Annotated in this window: 24 protein-coding genes and 1 pseudogene; 8 read left to right on the top strand and 17 right to left on the bottom strand. The window is 72.4% G+C overall.

Annotated features, from left to right (window positions below; all coding sequences use genetic code 11):
- The first annotated feature begins 119 nt into the window (after positions 1–119).
- Positions 120–881: an SDR family oxidoreductase gene (locus KY5_RS16535; protein ID WP_098242974.1), complete on the top strand. Its 762-nt coding sequence runs from the start codon at positions 120–122 to the stop codon at positions 879–881.
- Between the two features lie 22 nt (positions 882–903).
- On the opposite strand, the gene KY5_RS16530 is transcribed toward KY5_RS16535, so the two are convergent.
- From KY5_RS16530 to KY5_RS16505, 6 genes and pseudogenes are all read right to left on the bottom strand, one after another.
- Complete coding sequence (locus KY5_RS16530; RefSeq protein ID WP_098242973.1) at positions 904–1,323, bottom strand: hypothetical protein; 420 nt, start codon at positions 1,321–1,323, stop codon at positions 904–906.
- Between the two features lie 11 nt (positions 1,324–1,334).
- Entirely contained in the window at positions 1,335–2,762 is a 1,428-nt protein-coding gene (locus KY5_RS16525; protein WP_098242972.1) for a purine-cytosine permease family protein, read from the bottom strand.
- A 50-nt stretch (positions 2,763–2,812) separates the two neighbouring features.
- Complete coding sequence (locus KY5_RS16520) at positions 2,813–3,757, bottom strand: ABC transporter substrate-binding protein (RefSeq protein WP_098242971.1); 945 nt, start codon at positions 3,755–3,757, stop codon at positions 2,813–2,815.
- An 11-nt stretch (positions 3,758–3,768) separates the two neighbouring features.
- Positions 3,769–4,440 (bottom strand): ABC transporter permease, encoded by a 672-nt coding sequence (locus tag KY5_RS16515; RefSeq protein WP_098242970.1) that lies wholly within the window; start codon positions 4,438–4,440, stop codon positions 3,769–3,771.
- A 1-nt stretch (position 4,441) separates the two neighbouring features.
- Entirely contained in the window at positions 4,442–5,089 is a 648-nt protein-coding gene (locus KY5_RS16510) for an ABC transporter permease (RefSeq protein WP_098242969.1), read from the bottom strand.
- A 242-nt stretch (positions 5,090–5,331) separates the two neighbouring features.
- Positions 5,332–6,351: pseudogene (locus KY5_RS16505) on the bottom strand (ABC transporter ATP-binding protein); the annotation flags it as partial.
- Positions 6,352–6,482: 131 nt separating this feature from the next.
- Here KY5_RS16505 and KY5_RS16500 point away from each other — a divergent pair.
- On the top strand, positions 6,483–8,051 hold the full coding sequence (locus KY5_RS16500; protein WP_098242967.1) for an aromatic amino acid ammonia-lyase: 1,569 nt from the start codon (positions 6,483–6,485) through the stop codon (positions 8,049–8,051).
- Positions 8,048–8,881 (top strand): MurR/RpiR family transcriptional regulator, encoded by an 834-nt coding sequence (locus KY5_RS16495; RefSeq protein ID WP_098242966.1) that lies wholly within the window; start codon positions 8,048–8,050, stop codon positions 8,879–8,881. The genes KY5_RS16500 and KY5_RS16495 overlap by 4 nt, the downstream gene beginning before the upstream one ends.
- A gap of 45 nt (positions 8,882–8,926) precedes the next feature.
- On the opposite strand, the gene KY5_RS16490 is transcribed toward KY5_RS16495, so the two are convergent.
- From KY5_RS16490 to KY5_RS16465, 6 genes are all read right to left on the bottom strand, one after another.
- A complete protein-coding gene (locus tag KY5_RS16490) occupies positions 8,927–9,301 on the bottom strand; it encodes a hypothetical protein (RefSeq protein ID WP_098242965.1) in 375 nt (124 codons plus the stop codon).
- Between the two features lie 75 nt (positions 9,302–9,376).
- Positions 9,377–9,769: a roadblock/LC7 domain-containing protein gene (locus tag KY5_RS16485; RefSeq protein WP_098242964.1), complete on the bottom strand. Its 393-nt coding sequence runs from the start codon at positions 9,767–9,769 to the stop codon at positions 9,377–9,379.
- 82 nt (positions 9,770–9,851) lie between these two features.
- Positions 9,852–10,598, bottom strand: coding sequence for a hypothetical protein (locus KY5_RS16480; RefSeq protein ID WP_098247292.1), 747 nt, complete (start codon positions 10,596–10,598; stop codon positions 9,852–9,854).
- Between the two features lie 35 nt (positions 10,599–10,633).
- On the bottom strand, positions 10,634–11,041 hold the full coding sequence (locus tag KY5_RS16475) for a hypothetical protein (RefSeq protein ID WP_098242963.1): 408 nt from the start codon (positions 11,039–11,041) through the stop codon (positions 10,634–10,636).
- 215 nt (positions 11,042–11,256) lie between these two features.
- Positions 11,257–12,621 carry an APC family permease gene (locus tag KY5_RS16470; protein ID WP_098242962.1) on the bottom strand — a complete coding sequence of 455 codons (1,365 nt, stop codon included), beginning with the start codon at positions 12,619–12,621 and terminating at the stop codon, positions 11,257–11,259.
- A gap of 81 nt (positions 12,622–12,702) precedes the next feature.
- Positions 12,703–14,085: a diaminopimelate decarboxylase gene (locus KY5_RS16465; RefSeq protein ID WP_098242961.1), complete on the bottom strand. Its 1,383-nt coding sequence runs from the start codon at positions 14,083–14,085 to the stop codon at positions 12,703–12,705.
- Positions 14,086–14,215: 130 nt separating this feature from the next.
- On the opposite strand from KY5_RS16465, the gene hutU reads away from it, so the two are divergent.
- The 5 genes from hutU to KY5_RS16440 all read left to right on the top strand — a co-directional run bounded on the left by hutU (position 14,216) and on the right by KY5_RS16440 (position 20,757).
- Entirely contained in the window at positions 14,216–15,874 is a 1,659-nt protein-coding gene (hutU, locus tag KY5_RS16460; RefSeq protein ID WP_098242960.1) for a urocanate hydratase, read from the top strand.
- Between the two features lie 125 nt (positions 15,875–15,999).
- Complete coding sequence (locus tag KY5_RS16455) at positions 16,000–17,202, top strand: allantoate amidohydrolase (RefSeq protein ID WP_098242959.1); 1,203 nt, start codon at positions 16,000–16,002, stop codon at positions 17,200–17,202.
- Positions 17,199–18,560: a formimidoylglutamate deiminase gene (locus KY5_RS16450; protein WP_098247291.1), complete on the top strand. Its 1,362-nt coding sequence runs from the start codon at positions 17,199–17,201 to the stop codon at positions 18,558–18,560. The genes KY5_RS16455 and KY5_RS16450 overlap by 4 nt, the downstream gene beginning before the upstream one ends.
- A 251-nt stretch (positions 18,561–18,811) precedes the next feature.
- The gene (hutI, locus tag KY5_RS16445; RefSeq protein ID WP_098242958.1) at positions 18,812–19,984 is read left to right on the top strand and encodes an imidazolonepropionase; all 1,173 of its coding nucleotides are present in this window, start codon (positions 18,812–18,814) and stop codon (positions 19,982–19,984) included.
- 134 nt (positions 19,985–20,118) lie between these two features.
- On the top strand, positions 20,119–20,757 hold the full coding sequence (locus KY5_RS16440; RefSeq protein WP_159072534.1) for a LuxR C-terminal-related transcriptional regulator: 639 nt from the start codon (positions 20,119–20,121) through the stop codon (positions 20,755–20,757).
- Between the two features lie 187 nt (positions 20,758–20,944).
- Here KY5_RS16440 and KY5_RS16435 read toward each other — a convergent pair whose 3' ends face one another.
- Genes KY5_RS16435 through KY5_RS16415 form a run of 5 tightly spaced genes read right to left on the bottom strand, consistent with a single transcriptional unit; the run spans position 20,945 to position 26,120 of the window.
- Positions 20,945–22,030, bottom strand: a complete 1,086-nt coding sequence (locus KY5_RS16435; protein ID WP_098242956.1) for an LLM class flavin-dependent oxidoreductase — start codon at positions 22,028–22,030, stop codon at positions 20,945–20,947.
- Between the two features lie 15 nt (positions 22,031–22,045).
- Positions 22,046–22,885 (bottom strand): type II CAAX prenyl endopeptidase Rce1 family protein, encoded by an 840-nt coding sequence (locus KY5_RS16430; protein ID WP_098242955.1) that lies wholly within the window; start codon positions 22,883–22,885, stop codon positions 22,046–22,048.
- Positions 22,882–23,730, bottom strand: a complete 849-nt coding sequence (locus KY5_RS16425; protein ID WP_098242954.1) for a CPBP family intramembrane glutamic endopeptidase — start codon at positions 23,728–23,730, stop codon at positions 22,882–22,884. The genes KY5_RS16430 and KY5_RS16425 overlap by 4 nt, the downstream gene beginning before the upstream one ends.
- Positions 23,708–25,087 (bottom strand): YcaO-like family protein, encoded by a 1,380-nt coding sequence (locus tag KY5_RS16420; RefSeq protein WP_098242953.1) that lies wholly within the window; start codon positions 25,085–25,087, stop codon positions 23,708–23,710. The genes KY5_RS16425 and KY5_RS16420 overlap by 23 nt, the downstream gene beginning before the upstream one ends.
- Complete coding sequence (locus KY5_RS16415) at positions 25,080–26,120, bottom strand: TOMM precursor leader peptide-binding protein (RefSeq protein WP_098242952.1); 1,041 nt, start codon at positions 26,118–26,120, stop codon at positions 25,080–25,082. Before KY5_RS16415 ends, KY5_RS16420 begins: the two co-directional genes overlap by 8 nt.

Genomic DNA, 26,120 nt, shown 5'->3' with positions numbered 1-26,120 from the left:
CTGGTACTGCCAGACCCAGGAAAAGCACAGCCCTGGGTAGCGGTCGGCCGGTTGAGCAAAGTGGTGATCGCCGCCGGACGCACGGTCCGGACGGCGGGGATCGCCAAGGGAGTTCGGACATGTCGTACGAGAAGCTGCAGGGCCGCACCGCCGTCGTCACCGGGGCCGCGAGCGGCATCGGCGAGGCCACCGCACGGCTGCTCGCCGCCGGGGGCGCCGCGGTCGTCCTGGTCGCCCGGCGCGCCGAGCGCCTCGCGGAGCTGGCCGCCAAGATCGAGGCGGACGGCGGCAGGGCGCTCGCCGTCGCCGCCGACGTCACCGACCAGGCGTCGGTGGACGCCGCCGTGGAGCGGGTGCACGCCGCGTACGGAACGGTGGACCTGGTGGTGAACTCGGCGGGCGTGATGCTGCCGAACCCGGTCACGGACGGGCGCACCGACGAGTGGCAGCGGATGCTGGACACCAACGTGGCGGGCGCGCTGCGGATCGTGCGCGCCTTCGCGCAGGACCTGATCGAGGCGGCGGGGGAGGGGCGTACCGCGGACCTGGTGAACATCTCGTCCATCGGCGCGCACATCGCGTTCCCGCACTACGCGGTGTACGGCGCGACGAAGGCCGCGCTGACCTACCTGTCGGAGTCGCTGCGCACCGAGTTCGGGCCGCGCGACGTGCGCGTCACCAACATCGAGCCGGGCTTCACGGACACCGAGCTGCGCGGGCACGTCGACAACGCGGAGCTCTCGGGGCTGCTGGAGGGCATGTTCGACGAGGTGGGCTCGCTGGCCTCGGAGGACGTCGCGGACCTCATCGCGTACGCGGCGAGCCGTCCCCGGCACGTCAACCTGCGCCAGCTGATCGTGCTGCCCACGCGTCAGGTGTGAGCGGCGGGGCCCGGCACGGGTCTCAGCTGTCCCACTCCGAGGTGCGCTCCTGGCGCCGCTGCCCGAAGTTGGCCCCGCGCACGGCCTGCACCGCGTTGATGCCGACGATCCCGGCCCAGGTGGTGAAGAGGCCGGGCATCCCGGCGTTGACCACGCCGATCGCCGAGAGCGGGACCGCCAGGATCAGCGAGATGATGCCGAAGCCGAACCGCTCGCTCCACGAGTCCAGGGGGTTCGAGGGGGATCGGCTGCCGCGGGCGACCACCATCTGCTGCTCGGCGAGATGGCGGCGCATGCGCCGGTCGATCGTTCCGTCGAGGCGCTGCTCGACCTTCCCGAGGAACGAGTCGACCAAGGCGGAGTCGTACTCTTCGCCGAGCTCTCTGCGGGCGTGCAGAGTGGCGTCGAGTTCCTTCTTGAGTTCGGCGTCACGGGCTTCCATACCCCGTTACGTTACGGCGCGGCGGCCTCCGTGGCGGTGGGGCTAACCCCCCTTTCCGGCCGGGGCTCAGCCCCAGGGGCGCGCGGGTCGCGCCGGGCCAGTGCCCAGTAGAGCACCGCGGGCACCACGAGCCCCACGATCCACGAGACGTCGGCGCCGCCCAGGGGGTCGACCAGCGGGCCCGTGTAGAAGTGCGTGACGAGGAACGGCAGCTGGGCGAGGAGGCCCACGCCGTAGACGAGGAGCGCGTCCCAGCGCCAGGCGCCGTAGCGGCCGCGCGGGTCGAAGAGGGCGGGGATGTCGTACCGCTCGCGCGAGATCAGGTAGTAGTCGACCAGGTTGATCGCCGACCAGGGCGTGAAGAAGGTCAGCAGGAACAGCAGGAAGTCCTTGAAGGACGACAGGAAGCTGTCCTTGCCGAGCAGCGCGACGGCCGTGCCCGCCACCATGATCACCGCGATGTAGGCGGCCCGTCCGCGCGGCCCGATGACCTTCTGGCCGCGGAAGCCGCTGATGCTCGTGACCATCGACATGAAGCCGCCGTAGGTGTTGAGCACGTTGATGGTCAGCTTGCCGAGCGCGATCACGAAGTACAGGAAGGAGGCGATCAGACCGGTGCCGCCGAGGCCGACGACGTAGCCGACCTGGTTGGCGAGGAAGGCGTCCCCCGCGCTCGCGGCCACCAGGACGCCGAACGTCATCGACCACTGCGAGCCGAGCGCCGAGCCCGACAGGGTCCACCAGAAGGTGGCCTTCGCCGACGTCGTACGCGGCAGATAGCGCGAGTAGTCCGCGACGTAGGGGCCGAAGGCGAGCTGCCAGGACGCCGAGAGCGAGACGGCGAGCAGGAACATCGGCAGGTCGAAGTGGGCGTCGTGCAGGAGCGCGGAGAGGTCCACGCGGTCCAGGAGGCGGATGCCGAGGTAGACGAACGCGAGCGCGCAGATCACGCTCGCGACCCGGCCGAGGACGTGGATGACGCGGTAGCCGACCGCCGCCATGACCGCCGTGACGACGGCGAAGAGCACGATGCCTGTGGTGTCGTTCGTGTGCGTGAGCTCGGCCGTGGCCTGTCCCGCGAGCACGCTGCCGCTCGCGAAGAACCCCACGTACATGAGGATCACGAGCAGCAGCGGGACGACCGCGCCCTTCACGCCGAACTGGGCGCGTGACTGAATCATCTGGGGAAGACCCAGCTTCGGGCCCTGCGCCGAGTGCAGGGCCATCACCGCGCCGCCGAGCAGGTTGCCGACCACCAGACCGACGAGCGACCAGACCACGTCGCCGCCGAAGACGACGGCGAGCGCGCCCGTGACGACCGCGGTGATCTGGAGGTTGGCGCCGAGCCAGAGCGTGAACTGGCTGAACGCCGTGCCGTGCCGTTCGTCGTCGGGGACGACGTCGATGGAGCGCCGCTCCACGAGATCTTCTGCTGCCATGATCCGCTGAACCCCCTGCTGTACTCGACGAGTTGGTGGGTGTTGACCGGCTACTTCTTGGTGATGCCGTGCTTCTGTGCCCACTCCTGGGCGACGTCCTCCGGGTCCTTCTTGTCCTTGTCCACCAGGCGGTTGAGCTCGGTGAGGTCCTCGGTGCTCAGGCGGGCGCCGAGCCGGGCGAGCGCCTTGCGCACGGTCGAGTCGGCCTTGCGGTCGGCGATGAGCGGGACGACGTGCTGGCCGGGGACGAGGTTCTTGGGGTCGGTGAGGACGACCCACTTCTCGGCGACGATGTCGGTGTCGGTGGTGAAGAGGTTCGCCACGTCGACGTCGCCCTTGCGCAGCGCGCCCTTCACCAGCGGGCCGGAGGAGTCCAGGGACTTGAACTCCTTGAACTCCACGCCGTACACCTCCTTGAGGCCGACCGCGCCCACCTCGCGCTTCTTCACCTCGGGGGCGGCGCCGATGACGAGCTTGCCGTTGTGCTTCGCCAGGTCGGCCAGGGACCTGAGGCCGTACTCCTTCGCGGTCTCGCGGGTGACGACGAACGCGTCGGAGTCCTCGGCTATCCCGTACGGCAGGATCTGCAGGCCGCGCGGCAGGGCCATGGCGAGGGCGTTCTGCATCTCGCCCTCCTCGGTGGCCTTCGCCCCGGTGTCCAGGTAGTGCAGGAGGGCGCCCTGGTACTCGGGCAGCAGGTCGATGTCGCCGCCCTTGAGCGCGGGGATGAGGATCTCGCGGGTGCCGAGGTTGGGGCGGACGTTCGTCTTGACGCCCTCGGCATCGAGGGCCGCCGCGTACAGGTATCCGAGGACCTGGTTCTCGGTGAAGTTGGCGGTGCCGATGGTCACGCCGTCCTTGCTGGAGCCACCGCCCCCGCCGCCGGAGCCCCCGCCGTCGAGCGAGGTGATGCCGCCGCTGCACGAGGCGAGCGCGGGGACGGAGGCGGCGGCGAGGAGCCCGCCGAGCAGTTTCCTGCGGTTGAGGGGAGGCATCTGGTCTGCTCCTAGGCCGACTTGGCGGGACGATGACGGAAGAGGACGCGCTGGAGTCCGGAGAGCGCGAGGTCGAGGACGACGGCGACGAGGGCCACGAGGACGGCGCCGCCGAGCACCTGGACCAGGTCGCGCTGGGCGAGCCCGTCGAAGACGTAGCGGCCGAGCCCGCCGAAGGAGACGTACGCGGCGATGGTGGCCGTCGCGACGACCTGGATCAGGGCGAGCCGCAGGCCCGTCATGATCAGCGGCAGCGCGAGCGGCAACTCGACCTGGAGGAGCACCTGGTGGGCCCGCATGCCCTGGCCGCGCGCGGCGTCCTTCACCTCCGCGTCGACGGCGGTCATGCCCGCGTACGTGTTGGTGACGATCGACGGCACCGCGAGGGCGACGAGCGCGATGTAGACGGGCCACATCGACAGGCCGCTCGCCAGGAAGACGAGGACGACGAGCCCGACGGTGGGCAGCGCGCGGCCGAACGAGGAGAGGTTGATGGCGACGAAGGCGCCGCGTCCGGTGTGCCCGATGAGCAGGCCGATCGGCAGCGCGATGGCGGCGGCGACGAGCGTGGCGAGGAGCGAGTACTGGAGGTGTTCGGCCAGCCGGTGCCCGATGCCGTCGGGACCCGTCCACTGCTCGCCGTCCACCAGCCAGGCGCCGAGGTCCTTGAGGAGTTCGTACATGTCACGCGCCCTTCCGGCGGCGGGTCCAGGGCGTCAGGACGTACTGGAGGGCGACGAGCAGCGCGTCGGCGACCAGCGCGAGGAGCAGCGTGAGGACGACGCCGACGATCACGGGGGTGGGGAAGTTGCGCTGGAAGCCGTCGGTGAAGAGCTGCCCGAGCCCGCCGTCGCCGATGTAGGTCGCGACGGAGACCAGCGAGATCGACATGACCGTCGCGATGCGTACGCCCGCCATGATCACCGGCAGGGCGAGGGGGAGTTCGACGGTGAGCAGGGTGCGAAGGGGGCGGGTGCCCATGGCCTTCGCGGCCTCTTTCGTCCTGGCGGGCACGGAGTCCAGGCCCTCGACGGTGTTCCGCAGGAGTACGACGAGGGTGTAGATCGTCAGGCCGATGACGGTGGTGGTGCGGGTCAGTCCGCTGACCGGGAGCAGCAGCACGAAGACGGCGATGGACGGGATGGTGAAGAGCACGTTCGACAGCCCGAGGAGGAGTCCGCGCAGGGGGCGGACGCGGTGCGCGAGGACTGCCAGCGGCAGGGATATCAGCAGTCCCAGGGCGACGGCGGAGAGGGCGGCCTGGAGGTGGGAGAGGGTGAGGGTGGTGAGGTCGTCTCTGTGGTCGGTGATCCACGACCAGTCGATGGTCACGGGGTGCGCTCCGCTGCGGCGGGGTTGGTGCCTTCGTCGTCCGTGTCGTTCGGGTCGTCCGTGGTGCGCGGGGCCGTCTGCCCCGCGAGGTCCGCTGGCGGGTGCGGACCGTCCTTGGTTGCTCGCGCAGTTCCCCGCGCCCCTTGCAGGGGCTCCTCGGCGCCGACCGGGTCGGACCAGTCAGGGGCGCGGGGAACTGCGCGACCAGCCCCCACCGGCCCGCGGGATGACCGTCCCCGTTCATGCGCCGCACCCGCCCCGTCGTGGATGTCCTCCCGGGACGACACCCCGGTCAGGGCACCTGCCTCGTCGACCCGGGCCACGAGCCCGGTCGGCGCGGACAGCGACTCGTCGAGCGCGGCAAGCAACGAGTCGGAGTCCCGCAGCGCCCGCACGGGAACATCGGCGGCGTCCCCGTCCTTGTGCCGCCACGCAAGAGGCGTACCCGCCGCGTCCAGGCGAAGCGTCCACGCGCCGCCCTCGGGCGCCGGTCCCTGAGGGACATCCGCCAGGGTCTCGAGAGAGAGCAGCTTCAGACCGCGCTCCGCGCCGAGGAAGTCCGCGACGAAGTCGTCCGCGGGGCGGGCGAGCAGCTCCGCGGGCTCGGCGCACTGCACGAGGTGCCCGCCGGTGCGGAAGACGGCTATGCGGTCGCCGAGCCGTACGGCCTCGTCTATGTCGTGGGTGACGAAGACGATGGTCTTGTTCAACTCCCGCTGGAGGCGCAGCAGTTCGTCCTGGAGCTGGGTGCGGACCACCGGGTCCACCGCGCCGAAGGGCTCGTCCATGAGGAGCACCGGCGGGTCCGCGGCGAGCGCGCGGGCCACGCCGACGCGCTGCTGCTGGCCGCCGGAGAGCTGGTGCGGGTAGCGCTTGCCCGCGTCGGCGGCGAGGCCGACCGTCTCCAGGAGCTCGGCCGCCCTGGCCCGCGCCTTCCTGCGGCCCCAGCCGAGCAGCAGCGGCACCGTGGCGATGTTGTCGAGGACCGTGCGGTGCGGGAAGAGCCCGGACTGCTGGATGACGTAGCCGATGGAGCGGCGCAGTTCGGCCGCGTCCTGTTCGAGGACGTCGCGGCCGCCGACGCGGATGGTCCCCGAGGTCGGGTCGACCATTCGGTTGATCATTCGGAGGGTCGTCGTCTTGCCGCAACCGGAAGATCCGACGAGTGCGGTCACGCCGCCTTCCGGCATCTCGAGGCTGAGGTCGTGGACCGCTGTGGTGCCGTTCGGGAAGCGTTTGTGGACCGTATCGAATTGGATCATGAGGAGTCCCTTGCCCGGCTGTATATCGTCATGCAGAGTTCTTGCTGTCTGAATAGGTTGTCAATGCTCCGGCGTAAATCACTGGTAACAAGTGGCCGGTGGGCAAGACGGAGCGTCCGATTGAGGAGGGAATGCGAGTGAAGTCGTCTCGTATCGCGGACAGGGCGACCGACGACAGGGAAAAGGTCGTCGTCCTCGACGGCCGGGGACTGATGGTCGCAGATGTCGTACGCCTGGCCGAATCGGATGCCATGCCCGTTCCGGCGACCGACGGGATGAAGCGCGCCGAGGACTCGTGGAACGCGGCACGCGAGATCGCGGCCTGGGGGCGCGTCTACGGTCGCTCCACCGGCGTCGGCGCGAACCGGAACGAGGACGTGCCCACCGAGGCGGCCGCCGACCACGGTCTGAGACTGCTGCGCTCGCACGCAGGGGCCATCGGCGAGGAACTGCCCGCGCGGCAGGTCCGCGCGATGCTCGCGGTCCGCGCCAACCAACTCCTCGCGGGCGGCGCGGGCCTGCGCCCCAGCGTGGTCACCGCCCTCTGTCAGGCCCTGGAGACCGGCGCCTACCCCACGGTCAACGAGTTCGGCTCGGTCGGCACCGGCGACATCGCGGCCCTGGCCCAGATGGGCCTCGCGCTCGCGGGCGAGCACCCCTGGCAGGGCCCCGGCGCCGCGCCCGAACCCCAGCCCCTCGACAACAACGACGCCCTCGCCCTGATCAGCAGCAACGCCCTCACCCTCGGCCAGTCGGCGCTCGCCCTGCACGAGCTGCGCGGCCTGATCGGCGCCACCCAGGTGGTCGCCGCGCTCTCCCTGATGGCGGTCGACGGGTCCTACGAGGCGTACGCGCTGCCCGTCCACGAGGCGCGGCGCCACCCCGGCTCGTACGCGGTCGCCGAACGCATGCGGCGCCTGCTCGGCGCCCCCGACCGCCCCACGCCGCCGCTCGGCCGCATCCAGGACCCCTACGGCTTCCGCTGTGTGCCGCAGATCCACGGCCCCGCGCACGACGCGGCCGACGCGCTCGAGAACGTCCTCACCGTCGAGATCAACGCGGCCGCCGAGAACCCGCTGATCTCACCCGACGACCTGGCCGCCTACCACCACGGCGGCTTCTACCTCGCCCAACTCGCCCTGGCCCTCGACCACTTCCGGCTCGCCACGACCCAGGCCGCGCGCCTTTCCACCTCGCGCCTGTCCACCCTGAACGAGCCGGGCTTCACCCGCCTGCGGCCCTTCCTCGCCGACGGCGAACCTGCCTCGTCGGGCGTCATGATCCTCGAATACGCGGCCGGGGCGGCCCTCGGCGACCTGCGCGCCTTCTCCGCGCCCGCCTCGCTCGGCCACGCGGTGCTCTCCCGCGGCGTCGAGGAGCAGGCCAGCTTCGCCTCGCTCGCCGCCCGCCAGACCCTGCGCGTCTGCTCGGCGTACCGCCTGGTGGTGGGATGTGAACTGGTCGCTGCGGTACGGGCGTTGAGGCAGCGCGACATGCGCCTGGACCCCGAGCTGCCGGTCGGCCGCGCCTTCGCGCTCGCCGACGAGGTCCTTGACGGGGAACTCGCCGACCGGCCGCTGACGGATGATGTGACGGCGGCCGCGGGGCTGCTCGACCGGTTCACCGAGCTGTGGACGGAACCGGGCGGCGCGAACGGAACGGCCGCCGAGGGAATGGGTGTTGTGAGGGGAACGGTATGAGTGACAGTCCTGCGGCGCGGCTGCAAGTGCTCTTCGAGGGGCACCGGCTCACGCCCACCCAGCGCCGCATCGCGCACTGCATGGTGCGCCGGGCGGCCGACGTCCCCTTCCTCTCCAGCGTCGAACTGGCCGAACTGGCCGGAGTGAGCCAGCCGTCGGTGACCCGCTTCGCGGTGGCGCTCGGCTTCGACGGCTATCCGGCGCTGCGCAAGCACCTGCGGGACGTGGCACCCGCCGAGGCGGCAGCGGGCGACTCCCTCAACGAGTACCAGCAGGCGGTCCAGGCGGAGATCGAGAACCTGCGCCACCTCGCCGAGCTGCTCGCCGACCCCGATCCGGTGGAACGCGCGGGACGGCTCCTGGCCGCCTCCCGCCCGCTGCCCGTGCTCGGCCTGCGCGCCGCCGCCTCCCAGGCGTACGGCTTCGCGTACTTCGCCGCCAAGGTCCACCCCGACGTACGCCTCCTGAACGAGGGCGGCACGATGCTCGCCGACCGCGTCGACGCGGCGGTCAGGGCCGGTGCCACCGCCCTGCTCTGCTTCGCGCTGCCCCGCCACCCCCGCGAGGTCGTCGACGCCCTCGCCTACGCGCGCTCGGCGGGCCTGACCGTGGTCACGGTCGCCGACTCGGCGTTCGCCCCGGTCGCCGCCCACTCCGACCTCCTCCTCCCCGCCGCGGTCGGTACGGGCCTCGCCTTCGACACGGCGTGCGCCCCGATGCTGCTAGGCCGGGTCCTCCTGGAGGCGATGTGCGACGGGCTCCCCGACGCGCAGGCGCGCCTGGAGGAGTTCGACGTACGGGCGGCGGCGCGCGGCCTCTTCGTGGAGTGACGGCGCCGCGCCACGGGGCACGGCGCCGCCGGTCCTCGGCGCGGGTCAGACCTCCAGGCCCGCCTCGATGCGCTTGAGCTGGTGGCGGGCCATGGCGAGGTTCGCCCGGTCCTTGTCGAGGGCCAGATAGAGGAAGAGGCCGTTGTTGTTGCGCCCCTTGATCAGCCGGATCAGGTGGTACTGCGAGCCGAGCGAGATCAGGATGTCCTCGATCTCGTCCTTGAGGCCCAGGAGTTCCATCGTGCGCAGCTTGGCGCGCACCACGTCCGTGTTCCCCGCCGCCGCCACGGACAGGTCCAGTTCCTTGCCGCCGCCGATCGTGCCGAGGGCCATGCCGCTCGTGTAGTCGACCAGGGCGGCGCCGACGACCCCGTCGATGGAGGTGGTGGCTTCCTTGAGTGCGGTCTCCGTGTTGGCCATGAGTCGTGCACTTCCTTTCCGTCTGCTGGGTGTCCGCGATGACGAGGACGGTGAGGGTGTGGTGGGGGGCATGGGTCAGGCTTCCTCCGCTCGTACGACGGCGGCGTCGACCAGGTCGCCGATGAGCGCGCTGGAGCGGCGGGCCTCCAGATGCAGCCGGCCCACGTTGATCTGGGGCTCGGCGAGCAGGGTCAGCACGGCCGACGAACCGGCCGCGTAGGTGGCCACGTATCCGTGGTCGGCGCGGATCAACAGCTCGCGGAAGTCGCCCTGGTGGGTCGCGTCGGAGAGCCGCAGGGCCACCGCGAGCGCCGCCGCGGTGAGGGCGCAGACGCCCTCCGCCTCCACGTCCGCGGCGTCCTGCGCGAGCACGAGCCCGTCGACACTGGCGGTCAGCGCGCCCCTGAGCTGCGGGAGCCGGGTCCGCAGCCGTCTCAGTTCGCCGATCACATCGGCTTCCGAAGCCATCGGCTTCCTCCTCCCGGTGCGCTTCCAGAGCGCCATGAGCTTCATGGGGGACAGGACTCGGCCCGATGAGCGGTACGGGCATTCACAGGGTTGCCTCCAGCGCGTCGCGGACCCGGCGTAGCAGGGCGATGTCCGGCGCCGCGGCGTCCACCGGGACCGGCAGGGGAAGTGCCGCCCCGGCCGCCGCCGGGTCCCGCGGCCGCGGGGGTTCCACGAGCCCGGCGGCGGCCAGCCGTCTGACCTCGATCAGGGCGTGGAACGTGGGGCGGCCGAGCGCCCAGGCGATGGCGGTCGGGGTGCGGACGCCGTCGGCCAGGCGCAGCAGGGCGCGCTGGCGTCCGGTGAGGGTCTGCCCCGGCGCGGGAGGACGGGGCACCACGGGCGCGGTGTCGACGTCGGCGCAGGGCCAGATGCCGTCGAGGAGCGCCCGGCGGCGCCGCGTCTCGCGCTCCACGGCCTCGGCGCACACGGGACGCACCCGGCCGAGCCAGTGCGCGACGCCGTAGCGGAACCGGGTGGGGCCGCGGGCGGGGCCGAGCACGAAGAACGCGGCGTCGTACAGCGCGCCGAGATGGCACATCTCCAGCTCTCCCGCGGCCACCCGGCCGCTGTCGACCAGATGGCGTCCCACCTCGTGCCGGGTCCCGGCGAGCGTGAGGGACTCCTGCCAGCCCTGCCTGGGCAGCGACCCGCCCGCCGTGAGCAGGACGTCGATGCCGGGCGCGGCGGGGCTCTCCGCGTGCACGACGCGCCCTTCGACGAGGTAGAGCGTGCCCTGGTCGCGCAGGAACGCGCCGGTGGCCCGCTCGTCGGCGAGGCGCATCAGCATGGGCGACGTGGCGGGCGCGGTGATCCGCAGGGCGCTCACCGCAGCACCAGGCGCTCGGACAGGTCCCGCAGCCGCATGCGGGCGAGGGCGAGGTTGCCGGTGCCGCGGTCGAGCCAGAGGTACAGGAAGACGCTGCTGTCGAAGGTCGTCTCGACGAAGCGGAGCAGGTGGAGTCCGGCGCGGGTGGTGAGGATGAGGTCCTCGACGGGGAGCCCTTTGACATCGTCCGCGCTGTCGTACGCCGTGTCGGCCGGTGCGAACGCCCGGTACTCGGCGGCGGAGCGGGCCACCTCCGCCGTCTCCGCGGCGGTCGCCTCGTGGTCGCCGTTGGGCGATTCGCCGACCGAACCGAGGGCGAGCCCGCTGGTCCAGTCGACGATCGCGGCTCCACGCGCCCCGGGCAGTGTCATCGCCTCGAGCAGACACTCGTCGATTCCGGGCACGCTGCCTCCCCTTCCCCAGGTGGAACCGGGTGGTCCCCACCACCCGACCGAGTGGTTCTCACCACTCGGTGGGAGGAAAGTACGCAGCGGAACCCCGGTTCCGTGAGGAATGGGCATTTCCCGGGGGAACATGCCCGATCCCGACGGGATCGGTTCACGAGAGCATCCGGGACGGCCCGCGAATGACCGGATCCATCGGGCAAGCGATCGAGTGCTCAGTCCTCGCCGCGCGCCTTCATGACCGCCTTGTTGACCGCCCAGAGGCCGACCCCGATGGCGATCAGCACGCCCGCCCGGACGTAGACCTCGGCCGGCCGGTCGGCCAGGGGGCTCGCCAGGATCAGCGCGGTGAGCGCTCCGAGGACCGGAAGGACCGTCGGGGTGCGGAAGTGCTTGTGCTCGACCGGGTCGCGGCGCAGGACCAGGACCGCCACGTTGACCACCGCGAACACGCACAGGAGCAGGAACGCCGTGGTGTCGCCGAGGCCCTCGATCTCGCCCGTGGAGACCAGGCCGATGGCGAGCAGCGAGACGAAGACGATGCCGACCACCGGGGTGCGGCGCCGGGAGAGGACGCGGCCCATGGCGCGCGGCAGGATGCGCTCGTTGGCCATGCCGTAGCAGAGCCGCGAGGCCATCATGATGTTGATCAGCGCCGAGTTGGTGACCGCGAACAGGGCGATCAGGGCGAAGAGTTTGTGCGGGAAGTCGACGCCGCCCGCCTTCACCACTTCGAGCAGCGGGCCGCTCGATCCCTCCAGGGTCTTGTAGTCGACCAGGAGGGAGGAGACCAGCGCGACCAGGACGTAGATCGTGCCCGTCACCGCGACGCCGATGAAGATCGCGCGCGGGAAGGTGCGCACCGGATCCTTGGTCTCCTCGGCCATGTTGACCGAGTCCTCGAAGCCGACGAAGGCGAAGAAGCCGAGGGCGGTGGCCCCCAACACTCCGGTCATCAGGGCGTATCCCGTGCCGTTCGCCTCGAACTCGGTGAGCCTGGCCGGTTCGCCGTCACCGGTCAGGACGGCGTACGCGCCGATCCCCAGGATGATGACGAGGCCCGTCAGCTCGACGAGCGTGAGGACCACGTTCGCCTTCACCGACTCCGAGACGCCGCGCATGTTCAGGGCGGCGAGCAGCACGATGAAGGTGATCGCGATCAGGGTCGGCGGCAGCGCGTCGCCGGTCAGCTCGCCGAGGTAGTCGCCGCTGAACGCGCGGGCCGCCGCGCTCGCCGACGAGAGCCCCGAGCACATCACCATGAAGGCGATGATGAAGGTGAGGAACGGCGCCTTGAACGCCTTCTGGGTGTAGAGCGCGGCACCCGCCGCCTTCGGGTACTTGCCGACCAGTTCGACGTACGAGGCGGCCGTCAGGAACGCCACGACGAAGCCGATCGCGAACGGCAGCCACAGCGCGCCGCCGACCTTCCCCGCGACCTTGCCCGTGGTGGCGTAGATGCCGGTGCCGAGGATGTCGCCGATCACGAAGAGGATGAGCAGCTTGGGGCCGATGGCGCGGTGCAGCCCGCCTTCCTCGGCGGGCTGTGGTGCGGTGGTGGACGTGTCCGATGTCGTCACAGGTGCCTCCCCCGGAACCGATGCGGATCTGGAGGGTGGGTCTGCCCGTGATCCACGTCACCATGCGCGAGTTGAGGAAGCTCAGAGGTGGCGCAGCGCGTCCCGCTCCGCGCCGCCGCCCGCCTCCGCCACGATCTCGTCGAGCGTCTGCGGCTCGCGCACCGCGGCGAAGCGCACCTCGTCGGCGTACGACGAGAAGCCGTAGATCCCGGGCCTGGCCAGGCTGTTGTACGAGTAGTGGTGCGCGAAGTAGTAGGCGCCGGTGTCCAACGCCGCTACGTAGTCGCCCTGTTCGAGCAGGGGCAGCGGGCGGTTCTCGGCGAGCAGGTCGCCCGCGAAGCAGGCCGGGCCCGCCACGTCCTGGCCGACGGCGGGACCGGTCCTCGGCCTGCCCTTCGGGTCGTAGGCGGCGATCCGCAGCGGCCACGACGCGGGCGCGTACACGGTCCGCGTCGCCACCTGCACGCCCGCGTGCGTCAGCGCGATCGGGCGGCCGCCCGCCTTCTTCACGTACTCGACGCGGGCGAGGAGCGTGCCCTGCTTGGCGAGCAGCGAGCGGCCGAACTCGGTGACCAGTCCGTAGCGACCGTCGAGCAGTCCCGGCACGCGGGCCTTGAGGCGGCGCGCGTACTGCGCGTGGGTCGGACTCACCTCGTCCGAGGAGAAGTTGACGGGGAGTCCGCCGCCGATGTCGATGGTGTCGATCTGGCGTCGCCCGGCGCGTTCGTTGATCTCCTCGGCCAGTTCGTACGTCGCGGTGACGCCCCGCACCATCATTTCGAGGGTCATGCCCTGCGACCCGGAGTGCGCGTGCAGGCGGGTCAGCCACGGCCGGTCGAGGTAGGCCTGGAGCAGCCAGTCGCGGGCGCCGGGGTCGCAGAGCGGCACCCCGAACTTGGAGGTGGCCGTCGCCGTCGACACCGCGCCGATCGAGCCGCCGCCGATCTGCGGGTTGATCCGCAGGCCGACGGGCGATCCGGTCGGCGCCGACTGGACGAGCGTGTCGATGCGGGCCAGCTCCTGCGGGTTGTCCGCGTTCACGGCGATGCCGAGCGCGAGGGCCTGGCGCAGTTCGGCGGGGGTCTTGGCGGGGGAGTCGAGGACGGTGTCCGAGGGCGCGATGCCCGCGGCCCTGGCGATGCCGAGCTCGCCGGGGCTCGCCACCTCGGCGCCGATGCCCGCCGAGCGCAGCAGCCTGAGCACGGGGACCAGCGGGGCGGCCTTGACCGCGAAGGCGTGCAGGACGGGGGTGCCGGGCTCGACGACGGCGTCGAAGGCGGCGCGCAGCTCGGCGGCGGCCGCGCGGATGCCGGTGACGTCGAGGAGGCCGACGACGGGGGCGGCGGGCCCCACGACGCCCTGTTCGACGGCGGCGCGGACGGCCTGGTCGCGGCGGGTGGCGCTGTCGCCGCTCCCGCGCAGGTCCTGAGTCTTTTCCTGGTCGTGTTCCTCGTCGTGGCCCATGTGATCCAGCCAATCATCCGGGGCGGGGCACCGCTGGCGTACTCGTGCATTCGTTCGCTATTGACTAGCTCTATTCAGGCCATCAGGATGTGAATATCAAGGTCACAGTCGCATGCTAGGAGGCACCGCCATGTCAGGACCCCGCCCCGTTCGGGCACCTCGCGGCACTGAACTGAGCGCCCTGGGATGGCAGCAGGAAGCCGCCCTCCGCATGCTCCAGAACAACCTCGACCCCGAGGTCGCCGAGCACCCCGACAAGCTCGTCGTCTACGGCGGCACCGGCAAGGCGGCCCGCGACTGGCGCTCCTTCGACGCGATGGTGCGCACGCTGAAGACCCTCAAGCAGGACGAGACGATGCTCGTCCAGTCCGGCCGCCCGGTCGGCGTGATGCAGACCCACGAGTGGGCCCCGCGCGTCCTGATCGCCAACTCCAACCTGGTCGGCGACTGGGCGAACTGGGAGGAGTTCCGCCGCCTGGAGCAGCTCGGCCTCACCATGTACGGCCAGATGACCGCGGGCTCCTGGATCTACATCGGCACGCAGGGCATCCTCCAGGGCACGTACGAGACGTTCGCCGCGGTCGCCGCCAAGCGGTTCAACGGCACCCTCGCGGGGACGATCACCCTCACCGCCGGACTCGGCGGCATGGGCGGCGCCCAGCCGCTCGCCGTGACGATGAACGACGGCGTCGCCATCTGTATCGACGTCGACCCGCGCGCCATCGAGCGCCGCATCGAGCACAAGTACCTGGACGTGCGGGCCGACAGCCTGGCCCACGCCCTCCAGCTGGCCACCGAGGCCCGCGACGCCCGCCGCCCGCTCTCCATCGGCCTCCTCGGCAACGCGGCGGAGCTGCTGCCGCAGATGCTGGCCGAGGGCGCGCCCATCGACATCGTGACCGACCAGACCTCGGCCCACGACCCGCTCGCGTACCTCCCCGTCGGCGTCGACTTCGACGACATGGAGACGCTCGCGACCAAGGACCCGGCGGGCTTCACCACCCGCGCCCGCGAGTCCATGGCGCGCCACGTCGAGGCGATGGTCGGCTTCATGGACGCGGGCGCCGAGGTCTTCGACTACGGCAACTCGATCCGCGGCGAGGCCCAACTCGCGGGCTACGACCGCGCGTTCGCGTTCCCCGGCTTCGTGCCCGCCTACATCCGCCCGCTCTTCTGCGAGGGCAAGGGCCCGTTCCGCTGGGCGGCGCTCTCCGGCGAGGCGTCCGACATCCACAAGACGGACAAGGCGCTCCTCGACCTCTTCCCCGAGAACGAGTCCCTCCACCGCTGGATCAAGATGGCGGGCGAGCGCGTCCACTTCCAGGGCCTCCCCGCGCGCATCTGCTGGCTCGGCCAGGGCGAGCGCGACAAGGCGGGCGACATGTTCAACGACATGGTCGGCAACGGCACGCTCGCCGCGCCCCTCGCCATCGGCCGCGACCACCTGGACTGCGGCTCGGTGGCCTCCCCCTACCGCGAGACGGAGGGCATGCTCGACGGCTCCGACGCGATCGCCGACTGGCCCCTCCTGAACGCCATGGTGAACGTCGCGTCCGGCGCCTCCTGGGTCTCCCTCCACCACGGCGGCGGCGTCGGCATGGGCCGCTCGATCCACGCGGGCCAGGTCTCGGTGGCCGACGGCACGGCGCTCGCGGGCGAGAAGATCCGCCGCGTCCTCACCAACGACCCGGGCATGGGCGTGATCCGGCACGTGGACGCGGGGTACGACATCGCGGAGCGCGTGGCTGACGAGCGTGGCGTGCGGGTTCCCATGCGGGAGGGCGAGTGAGTAATCCAGCCTCTCGGGCGGCCGGGAATTCAGCGGCTCCGGGGGCCGGTAATCCAGCCCCTCCGGCGTTTGAGGAGCGGGGTCCGGGGCAGAGCCCCGCGACATCGGCCCCCTCGTTCCAGGAGATGTGGCGCGACCTCAAGCCCATCGGCAGGGACACCGGTTCAAACGGCTACCGCCGCTACGCGTGGACCGGCGCCGACGCCGACTGCCGGGCGTGGTTCAAGGCACAGGCGGACACCCGGGGCCTCACCTACGAACTGGACCGCAACGGCAACCAGTGGGCCTGGCTCGGCGACCCGCGCCAGGGGGACGCCGTCGTCACCGGATCCCACCTGGACTCCGTCCCCGACGGCGGCGCCTTCGACGGCCCCCTCGGCGTCGTCTCCTCCTTCGCCGCGCTCGACGAACTCCGCCACAGGGGAGTGGAGTTCACCAGGCCCCTCGCGCTGGTCAACTTCGGCGACGAGGAGGGCGCCCGCTTCGGCCTGGCCTGCGTCGGCTCACGCCTCGCCGCAGGACAGCTCACCATCGAGGCCGCGCACAAACTCCGCGACGGCGACGGCGTGACGCTGCCGCAGGCGATGGAGGCGGCGGGCTACGACCCGTACGGCATCGGCGCCGACCCCGAACGCCTCGCCCGCATCGGCGCGTTCGTGGAGCTGCACGTCGAGCAGGGCCGCGCCCTCGACCTGTCGGGCGACCCCGTCGGCATCGCGTCCGCGATCTGGCCGCACGGCCGCTGGCGCTTCGACTTCAGGGGCGAGGCCAACCACGCGGGCACGACCCGGCTCGTGGACCGCCGCGACCCGATGCTGAGCTACGCGGAGACGGTCCTCGCCGCCCGCCGCGAGGCCGAACTCGCGGGCGCCGTGGCCACGTTCGGCAAGATCTCCGTCGAGCCGAACGGCGTCAACGCGATCCCGTCCCTCGTCCGCGGCTGGCTGGACTCGCGCGCCCCCGACCAGGAGTCCCTGGACACGGTCGTCACCGGCATCGAGAAGGCGGCCCGCGAGTACGCGGAGCGGCACGGCATCGACCTCGACGTCGTACGCGAGTCGTTCACGCCGGTGATCGAGTTCGAGCACGCGCTCCGCGACGAGCTGGGCGCGATCCTGGGCGCGGGCACGGACAGGCCGCTGCCCGTGCTCGGCACGGGCGCGGGACACGACGCGGGTATTTTGTCCGGCTCGATCCCGACCGCCATGCTGTTCGTACGGAACCCCACGGGCGTCTCGCACTCCCCGGCCGAGCACGCCGCGGAGGACGACTGCCTGGCCGGGGTGACCGCACTGGCGGACGTACTGGAAGGGCTGGCGTGCAGGTGACGACGGAGCGGACGGACACGTACTGGCTGGAGCACGCCTGGCTCGGCACCCATGTCGAGCCGGGCGTGGCGGTGGACGTGACCGGCGACCGGATCACGGCGGTCCGCACGGGCGCCGAGGCGCCCCCACCGGGTGCGGAGGTGCTGCGCGGCCTGACACTGCCCGGCCTCGCGAACGCCCACTCGCACGCCTTCCACCGGGCCCTGCGCGGCACGGTCCAGGTCGGCTCCGGCACCTTCTGGACGTGGCGCGAGGTCATGTACTCGGTGGCGGACCGGCTGACGCCCGAGACGTACCACGCGCTCGCGCGTGCGGTGTACGCGGAGATGGCGCTCGCGGGCATCACCACGGTCGGCGAGTTCCACTACCTCCACCACGGCCCCGGCGGCACGCCGTACGCCGATCCCAACGCGATGGGCGAGGCGCTGATCCAGGCGGCCGCCGACGCGGGCGTGCGCATCACGCTCCTGGACACGGCGTACGTCGCCTCCGGCCTGCTCGACGAGGAGCGCGGCAAGGAGCCCAACCACCATCAGCTCCGCTTCTCCGACGGGACGACGCAGGCGTGGGCGGAGCGGGCCTCGCTCCTCAAGGACCGCGACCACGCGCGCATCGGCGCGGCGATCCACTCCGTACGGGCGGTCCCCGCGCGGCAGTTGGGCACGGTGGCGGAGTGGGCCGGGGCCCGCGGCGCCCCGCTCCACGTCCACCTCTCCGAGCAGACGGCGGAGAACGACGCGTGCCTCGCCGTCCACGGCCGCACCCCGACGCGCCTGCTCGCCGACCACGGCGTGCTCGGCGCGCGCACCACGGGCGTCCACAACACGCACCTCACGGACGAGGACATCGCGCTGCTCGGCGGCACGTCGACGGGCACCTGCATGTGCCCCACCACCGAGCGCGACCTGGCCGACGGCATCGGCCCCGCCGTCCGCCTCCAGCGGGCGGGCAGCCCGCTCTCGCTCGGCAGCGACAGCCACGCGGTGATCGACATGCTCGAAGAGGCGCGGGCGATGGAGCTGAACGAGCGGCTCCGCTCGCACACGCGCGGCCACTGGACGGCGGCGGCCCTGCTGCGCGCGGCCTCCGCCGACGGCCACGCGGCCCTCGGCTGGCCCGACGCGGGCGCCATCGAGCAGGGCGCTCTGGCCGACCTCACGACCATCGCCCTGGACTCGGTCCGCACGGCGGGTCCCGTCCCGCGCCTCGGCGCCGAGACGGTGCTCTTCGCCGGGACGTCGGCGGACGTCCGCCACACGGTGGCAGGGGGCCGTCATGTCGTACGCGGCGGTGTCCACGCCCTGGTCCCCGACGTGCCGTCGGCGCTGGCGGAGGCGATCGCGGCGCTCAGAGACTAACCCGACCCGCGCGACCCGGCCCCTGCCACGGGGCTCCGCCCCGGACCCCGCTCCTCAAACGCCGGAGGGGCTGAATTTTCCCCCCGTGCCGCAGGGCACATAGCCCGTCCGGCGCTTGAGGACGAACTCGGCGAAGCCGGTGATCGACCGAGCCCCGTCCGGCGGAGCCGGAAGTTTTCGGGAAGGGGCGGGATCGGGGAAAGAACCGCCGGAGGCAAGACGCCCGCCCCCACCCACCCGCAGAGGAACCCATGCCCACCACCCTCATCACCAACATCGCCAGCCTCGTCACCAACGACCCCTCCCAGGGGGACGGAAGCCCCATCGGCCTCCTGACGGACGCGGCCGTCGTCCTGGACGGCGAGAACGTCGCCTGGGTCGGCCCCGCCGCGAAGGCGCCCGCCGCCGACACGACGTACGACGCGGAGAACCGGGCCGTGATCCCCGGCTTCGTCGACTCCCACTCCCACCTGGTCTTCGCGGGCGATCGCACGCAGGAGTTCAACGCCCGTATGTCGGGCCGGAGTTACTCGGCGGGCGGCATCCGCACGACGGTGGCGGCGACGCGCGCGGCGAGCGACGAGGAACTCGAGGCCAACGTCGTCCGCTACCTCGCCGAGGCGCTGCGCCAGGGCACGACCACGTTCGAGACGAAGTCGGGCTACGGCCTCACGACGGAGCACGAGGCGCGGGCCCTGCGCATCGCGTCGGCGCACACGGACGAGGTCACCTACCTCGGCGCGCACATCGTCTCCCCCGACTACGCGGAGGACCCGGCGGCGTACGTGGAGCTGGTGACGGGCGAGATGCTCGACGCCTGTGCCCCGCACGCCCGCTGGATCGACGTCTTCTGCGAGAAGGGCGCCTTCGACGGCGACCAGGCCCGCGCGATCCTGACGGCGGGCAAGGCGAAGGGCCTGCACCCCCGCATCCACGCGAACCAGCTGTCGTACGGTCCTGGCGTCCAGCTCGCGGTGGAGCTGGACGCGGCATCGGCGGACCACTGCACGCACCTGACGGACGCCGACGTCGACGCCCTCGCGCAGGGCGACACGGTGGCCACCCTGCTCCCCGGCGCCGAGTTCTCCACCCGGGCCGAGTGGCCGGACGCCCGCCGCCTCCTCGACGCGGGCGCCACGGTCGCGCTCTCCACGGACTGCAACCCGGGTTCGTCCTTCACCTCCTCGGTCCCCTTCTGCATCGCCCTCGCCGTACGGGACATGGGCATGACCCCCGACGAGGCGATCTGGTCGGCCACGGCGGGCGGCGCGGCGGCCCTGCGCCGCGACGACGTCGGCCGGATCGCGGTGGGCGCCCGCGCCGACCTGGCCCTTCTCGACGCCCCGAGTCACGTGCACCTCGCCTACCGTCCCGGCGTGCCGCTGGTGACGCGCGTGTGGCGGCGCGGGGAGCCGGTGGCCTGACACGGGAGTGAGCTCTGGGGCGCCTGGGGCCACGGCCCTTGGCCGGAATCGCATGGGGCGCACAACCGGCCAGGCGTGGCAGCCTGGAACGGATGTCCGTGGAGGTCCGCGGATGTCTTACGGGGGAGGCAGGAGTGGAGACCGACAGTGCTGTGAGGACCCGGCGCCGTGAGATCACCGTGCTGGTGACGGAGGACGACACGCTCGACAGGAAGGCGTTCACGCGCCTTCTTCAACAGGAGCCCGGGCTGCGCCTGGTCGGCGACGCCGAGGCCAGGACGGACGTGGTGCGCGAGGCCGTCCGGCTGGCACCGGACGTGGTCCTGGTCGACCTGGAACGTACCGAGAAGCCCCTGGAGACGGTGGCGGCGCTCCGCAGGCACTGCCCCTGCGCGCGCAGCGTCATCCTGACCACGGCGGGGGACGTCGCGCAGCTGCGCAGGGCGGTGGCGGCGGGGACGTCCGCCTTCGTCATGAAGACCGTCTCGATCAGGGGCCTGCGGGACGTCCTCAGGCGGGTCATGGCGGGCGAGCGGGTACTCGACCCGGACCTGTCCGTCCGCGCCCTGCTCACCGAACGATGTCCGCTCACCCCGCGCGAATGCGAAGTCCTGGGCGTATCACGACAGTCGACGACGGTGGCCGAGATAGCGGCCACCGTCTCCCTGTCTCCGGGCACGGTGCGCAACTACCTGTCACGAGCGATCACGAAGACGGGCGCGCGCAACCGCCACGAGGCGGCTGCGGCGGCGGCTCGGCTGGGCTGGATCTGAGCGGTCGCGGGGCGGCGGGGACCGTCGGGCGTCACCGGCCGGTCAGGCCACCCGTCCGCTCCAACCGGTCCGGCCAGCTCGGCCAGGACGTACGCGCAACTGCTGCGCGTCGAGCGGCGAGTCGGCTGCGGTGGCCGTCCGGCCGGGCCGGATCTGGGCGCTCGCCGCGCGGCGGGCCCGCCAAGCCTCACCGGCCGGTTCCGCCCCGCTGCGCGGGATCGGCCAGTTCCGGCAGGACGTCCGCACAGAACCGCTCCACGCCCGCACGGGCCACCGCCCCGCCGACCGCGCCGAAGTCCACCTGCCACAGGAAGCCGTCCACGTCGAGGACGTCGGCGATCTGCCGGATGCGGTCGGCGACCCGGTGCGGGCCGCCCACGACCGCGCCGCCGAGGGTGCGGAACGACTCGGGGGTCATCGCGCGGATCGCCCGGCTCATGCCGGTGTAGCCGCGGTAGTCCGTGGAGACCGTCGTCGTCCACGCGTCCGTCGACTCGGCCCACACGCGCAGGTAGTGGGCGAGCAGCGGGTCCGCCGTCGCGAACGCCTCGCCGTCGTCCCTGCCGACGTACAGCGGCAGGCTCGCGAGCACCCGCGAGCGGCCTTCCGGGCGCCCGGCCTGCGCGAAGCTCTCCCGGTACACCGCGATGTGGTCGGCCATCTCCTCCAGCGGCGTCAGCGCCGGAGTCACCAGGAGCCCGTGCCCCTGCTCGCCCGCCCACGCGAAGCTCGACCGGGAGCGGACGGCCGCGATCCAGGTCGGCGGGTGCGGGGACTGCACGGGGCGGGGCAGCGCCGTCGCGTCGGCGAACCGGAAGTACGGCGTGTCGACCGTGACCTTCTCCTCGGTCCACAGGCGCAGGACCGCGTCCACCGTGGCGGTGAACCGCTCGCGGCTGCCGTCCATCGGCACCCCGAACGCCTCGAACTCGTAAGGGAGATACGCCCGCGCGAACCCCACGTCGAGCCGCCCCCCGCTGAGCGCGTCCACCATCGCCGCCTCCGACGCGAGCCGCAGCGGATGGTGGAAGACCGGCAGCACGCAGCCGGTCATCAGCCGCACCCGCGTCGTGACGGAGGCGACGCTCGCCAGGAACGCCAGCGGGCTCGGACAGTAGCCGCCGTAGGCGCGCAGATAGTGCTCGGTGATCTTCACGTGGCTGAGCCCCGCCTCGTCGGCGAGCCTGCTGAGGTCGAGCAGCGTCCGGAAGTACTCGGGCGCGGGCAGCCCGTGGTGTTCGGCATCGGGCAGGAACGACAGGCCGTGCTCCATGACGTGGGTACTCCTTCAGATGACGGCGAACACGAAGAACACGACATGGGCCACCACGAGCGGCGCCACGTCCGGCACCGCCCAGAACACCAGGCCGTGCACGACCCCCATCACCACGCCGCCCACCAGGGGGAACATCGCGCCCTGCCAGGTGGACATGAAGAACGCCTGCATGACGACGAACAGCACGATGGAGGTGGAGAGCGCGACGAAGGGCCCCGCGTCGCGCAGCCAGGTGAGGGCGATGCCCCGGAACACCAGCTCCTCGGAGGCGACCTGGACCCCGGTCAGGCCGAGCGCCGCCCACAGCGGAAGCACCTTCAGGGCGGTGAGGTGATGCCGGATCCACCCGCCGCGCGAGCGCCCGAGCCAGGAGCGCAGGGAGAGCCCGCGGTCCTCGCGGGGCCGTGTGCGGACGGGGGTGGGCGCGCGTACGCCCGTTCCTGAAACACCCACGTGCCGTGCGGAGTTGGCGGGCACGGCAGGCCCCCGCCGCCGCCCGCCTCCCGACAGTTTCACCTCGATCAGCGCCCGGCAGATCAGCGACCCGATGGCCAGTTCACCGATGCCGAGCAGCACCCCGAGACCGAGCAGCTCGGGCCGGGCGAGGCCCGAGACCAGCATGCCGGGCCCGATCCCGGTCACCGCCAGGAGCGCCGCCACCACCACGACGTGGCTGGCCCCCGCCGCGGCCAGCTCGAAGACGTCGGCGCGCTGCGCCGTGTTCCAGCGGGCCGGGCCGATCCGGGTCACGGCCGCGAGGTGCCGCACGGCGCGGAACAGCACGGCCTTGCCGAGCCAGTAGTAGAGGAGCACGACCGCGACCAGGACGAGGACGCGCAGCGGCGTACTCATCGGGCCGTCCCCCAGGCCGAGGCGGCGGGGCGGGTCGGGCGGGCCGCCGAAGGCCGCGCCCGGTGGTAGCGCCAGACCCAGGTGTTGAAGAGGGCGTGCCCGACGACGGCGGGCAGCACCGTGCCGGTGACCAGCACCGCGCCCGTGCACAGCGCGGCCAGCGGCAGCTTGGAGAGGACCTGGCCCCAGCCGAAGAACACGTGGGAGACGGCGAAGACGAGCTGTGCGCCGAGCACCGCGCCGACCACGACGAGCACGGGCCCCGCCCGCAGCGCGAGGCCCAACAGCACGCCCCGGTAGACCAGTTCCTCGGCCGCCGCCACCGCGAGCAGCAGCGGGAGCCGTACCCGCAGGTCCGCGGAGGTCGGCGCGAAGTCGTTGCGCGCCTCGATGAGCCCGGTGCGCCGCCCGGCGGGCGCGGCCCCCGCGACGGCGACCCCGGCGGGCCGCGCGTGCCCCGAACGCAGTGCCACCGGACGGTCGTCGCGCACGGAGTGCCCGGCCCGCCGCCCCCACCACCGCGTCACCGACCGGTCGGCGCGGGTGGCCGCGTACGCCACGAGCGGACCGAGCAGCAGCCCCGCCCCGAGACCCGCCCAGCCCGCGTCCCGCACCGGCCGCAGCACGCCCGTGCCGAGCAGCGCGGCGCCGCCGAGCACGGCGAGGCCGCAGACGCCGAGGTGCAGACCGAGCATCGGCAGCCGTCGCAGGCCCGCCCAGCGGGTGTGCAGATGGGCGGCGACGGTCATCGACGCGAGGCCGAGGACGACGACGGTGGCGGCGAGGAGCGGACGGGTGTCGGCCGGTACGGCGCCGGTCAGTTCAGGGGAACGGATGAGGGGCATGCCGCTGGAACCCTCCGTAGGCCGGGAACCGGGGATGGGCCGCCGTCGGGGCGCTGGGCAGCGGCAGGGTGAGCAGGTCGGGGCTCCAGAACCGGGCGACCACGAAGCCGAGTGCGGCGGCGTCCACGGTGGTCAGATCGCCGCCGTAGAGGCGCTTGCCGGTGTCGTGGAAGGCCCGCACGAGAGCGCGCACGCAGGCGTCGGGATCCGCGACCGCAGGATCCGGCGGCAGGTCGTCGGCGTTCGCCTCGTCGCAGTCGCCGTAGCGCTCCTCGACCACGCGGGCGCCCTGGGGGGACGCGGCGAGGACGACGTTGCTCTCCAGGTCGAAGATCGCCTCGTCGTCGGCGGCGGACCCCGTGGCGGAGCGTGCGGCCGCCCCCGTGGCGTGGTCCTGGACGCTCGTCCAGGTCGCGAGCGCCCGCACCCCGACGCCTTCCAGGAACGCCTTGTACATGGCGGACTCCAGGCGTACGTCGATGCCGAGGCCGACGGCGACCGCGGGGATCTGCCCGCCCGGCTCGCGGATCAGGCAGGCGACGGTGAAGCCGGGCAGGTCGGCGCTGGGCAGCAGGTGGAACTCGGGCTGCCCGCCCAGGGGATGGCAGTGCCTGGCGACGATCCTGAGCAGCGCCGCGCAGCGTGTCCCTGGCCGGATGCGCACCGACCTGGTCCCGCCGTACCAGTGCCCGACGGCCGCGTCGATCTGCACCATCTCCTGGAGCGCGCCGAGCGCCGCCTTGTGCGGGTCGGTGTGCGCCGCGGTGCCGGTGGTGACGGCGGGCTGCACCCAGGGTTCGCCCTCGGCGTCGCGGACCACGTAGCCGACCGTCGTGAGCTGCGCGGGCACCCAGGTGTCGGTGCCGTCGCGCAGACAGGTGAGGCGGCTCCAGCCCAGCGGTTCGTCGGGGAGAGGACGCCGGAAGGGGAAGCCGTCGCTCGCCAACTGCTCCTGGGTGTACGGGACGTAGGAGCCGACCGGGAAGTGCGGCTCGTCCGCGAGGTCGGCCTCGGGGGCGAACCGCACGGGGAAGGCGCCGCTCACGGCGGCGACGTACCCGGCGTAGCGCTCCACCACCTCGCCCAGGGTGCGGATGTGCGACTCGTGGGGACGTATCCCGTAGCCGCCGATGTGGTAGCTGCCCAGCTTGGGGCGCGGCTGGTCGCGCAGGACGTGGACGCCGGTGAGGTCGCCGCCCGAGACCATGAGGCGGGGCGCGTACCGGGGCCGGGTGAGGAAGCCGAGCTGGGGCATGAGGCCGCACAGCGGCGCGTGCATGCGGCGGCGCAGCCGGCGGGTCTGCGCGTCGGGCGGCTCGACCAGGCGGAGTCCCGACGCGGTGCGCAGCTCAGGCATCGACCCACCGCCTGACGTCGAAGTAGACCTCGGTGCCGTCGCGTTCGGGCACCGTGCCGCAGGACGGGCAGCCGGGCAGCCTGAGCACCTCGGAGTAGACCATCTCCATCGACGGCAGATAGACGCCGAGCACCTTGCCGACCGTGCTGGTCATGCCGGTGACCGCCATGTTCAGCGCTTCGAGCGCGGTGTGCGAGGCGAGCAGCGAGGAGAGCACGCCGGTGCCGCCGTCGCCCTGCTCCCCGGCCGCGGCGCCGGGGCCCGCCAGGGCCTTCTTGTAGCGCTGGTAGGCGGCGCCCTCGCGGAGGTTCATCACCACGCGGGTCTCGAAGCAGGTGAAGCAGGCCGTGCTGTCCGGCACGAACGTCGGTCCCACCAGGAGCAGCGGGCCGTCGAGCGCGGCCTGGATCCAGGGGGTGCCGAGCGCGAGCGCGACCCGGTTCAGGACGGCGAGGCGCAGCGGGTGCACGGCGTCGGCGACGTGCACGAGCAGACAGCCCCGCCAGTCCTCGAAATTCTCCACGAACCGCTCGAAGGCGAGGCCGTCCTCCAGGACGTCCAGCGGGCACTCGTCCAGGAGCCGCAGCTGCTCGGCGTGCGCGTCGGGCGCGGTGACGGTGAGCTGTTCGTGCGCGCCGAGCAGCCCCGCCACCTGCGCGGCGGCCGTGCCGCCCAGGACGCGCAGGGACGGCAGGGTGGCCTCCTCGACGCGCCCGCTCGCCGTGCGGTCGAGGTAGGCGTCGAGCGCGGTGGAGGGGCCGTGTTCGAGTACGGCGAGCTGGTCCAAGTGGTCGATCAGCGCCTCCAGTTCGGTCCTGGTGACCCCGGCCTCCTTGGCGAGCTCGGCGCGGTCCCTGGTGCCGTCGAGACCGCTGACGAGGGTGCTGAGGCGGCCGGCGCCGCTGTGGTCGACGAGCGTGATCGACTGTGGATTCCATACGCCGGAGCGCAGTTCCACCGTGTTCCTGTCGTGCGGGACCACCGCGTAGACGGACTTGATGCGCACGGTGCGGCTGGTGCGTCGCGTGGACAC

Source organism: Streptomyces formicae, from assembly GCF_002556545.1.
Classification (GTDB): domain Bacteria; phylum Actinomycetota; class Actinomycetes; order Streptomycetales; family Streptomycetaceae; genus Streptomyces; species Streptomyces formicae_A.
Note: the sequence above shows the minus strand (reverse complement) of the source record. Positions and strands in the feature narration are given on the sequence as shown.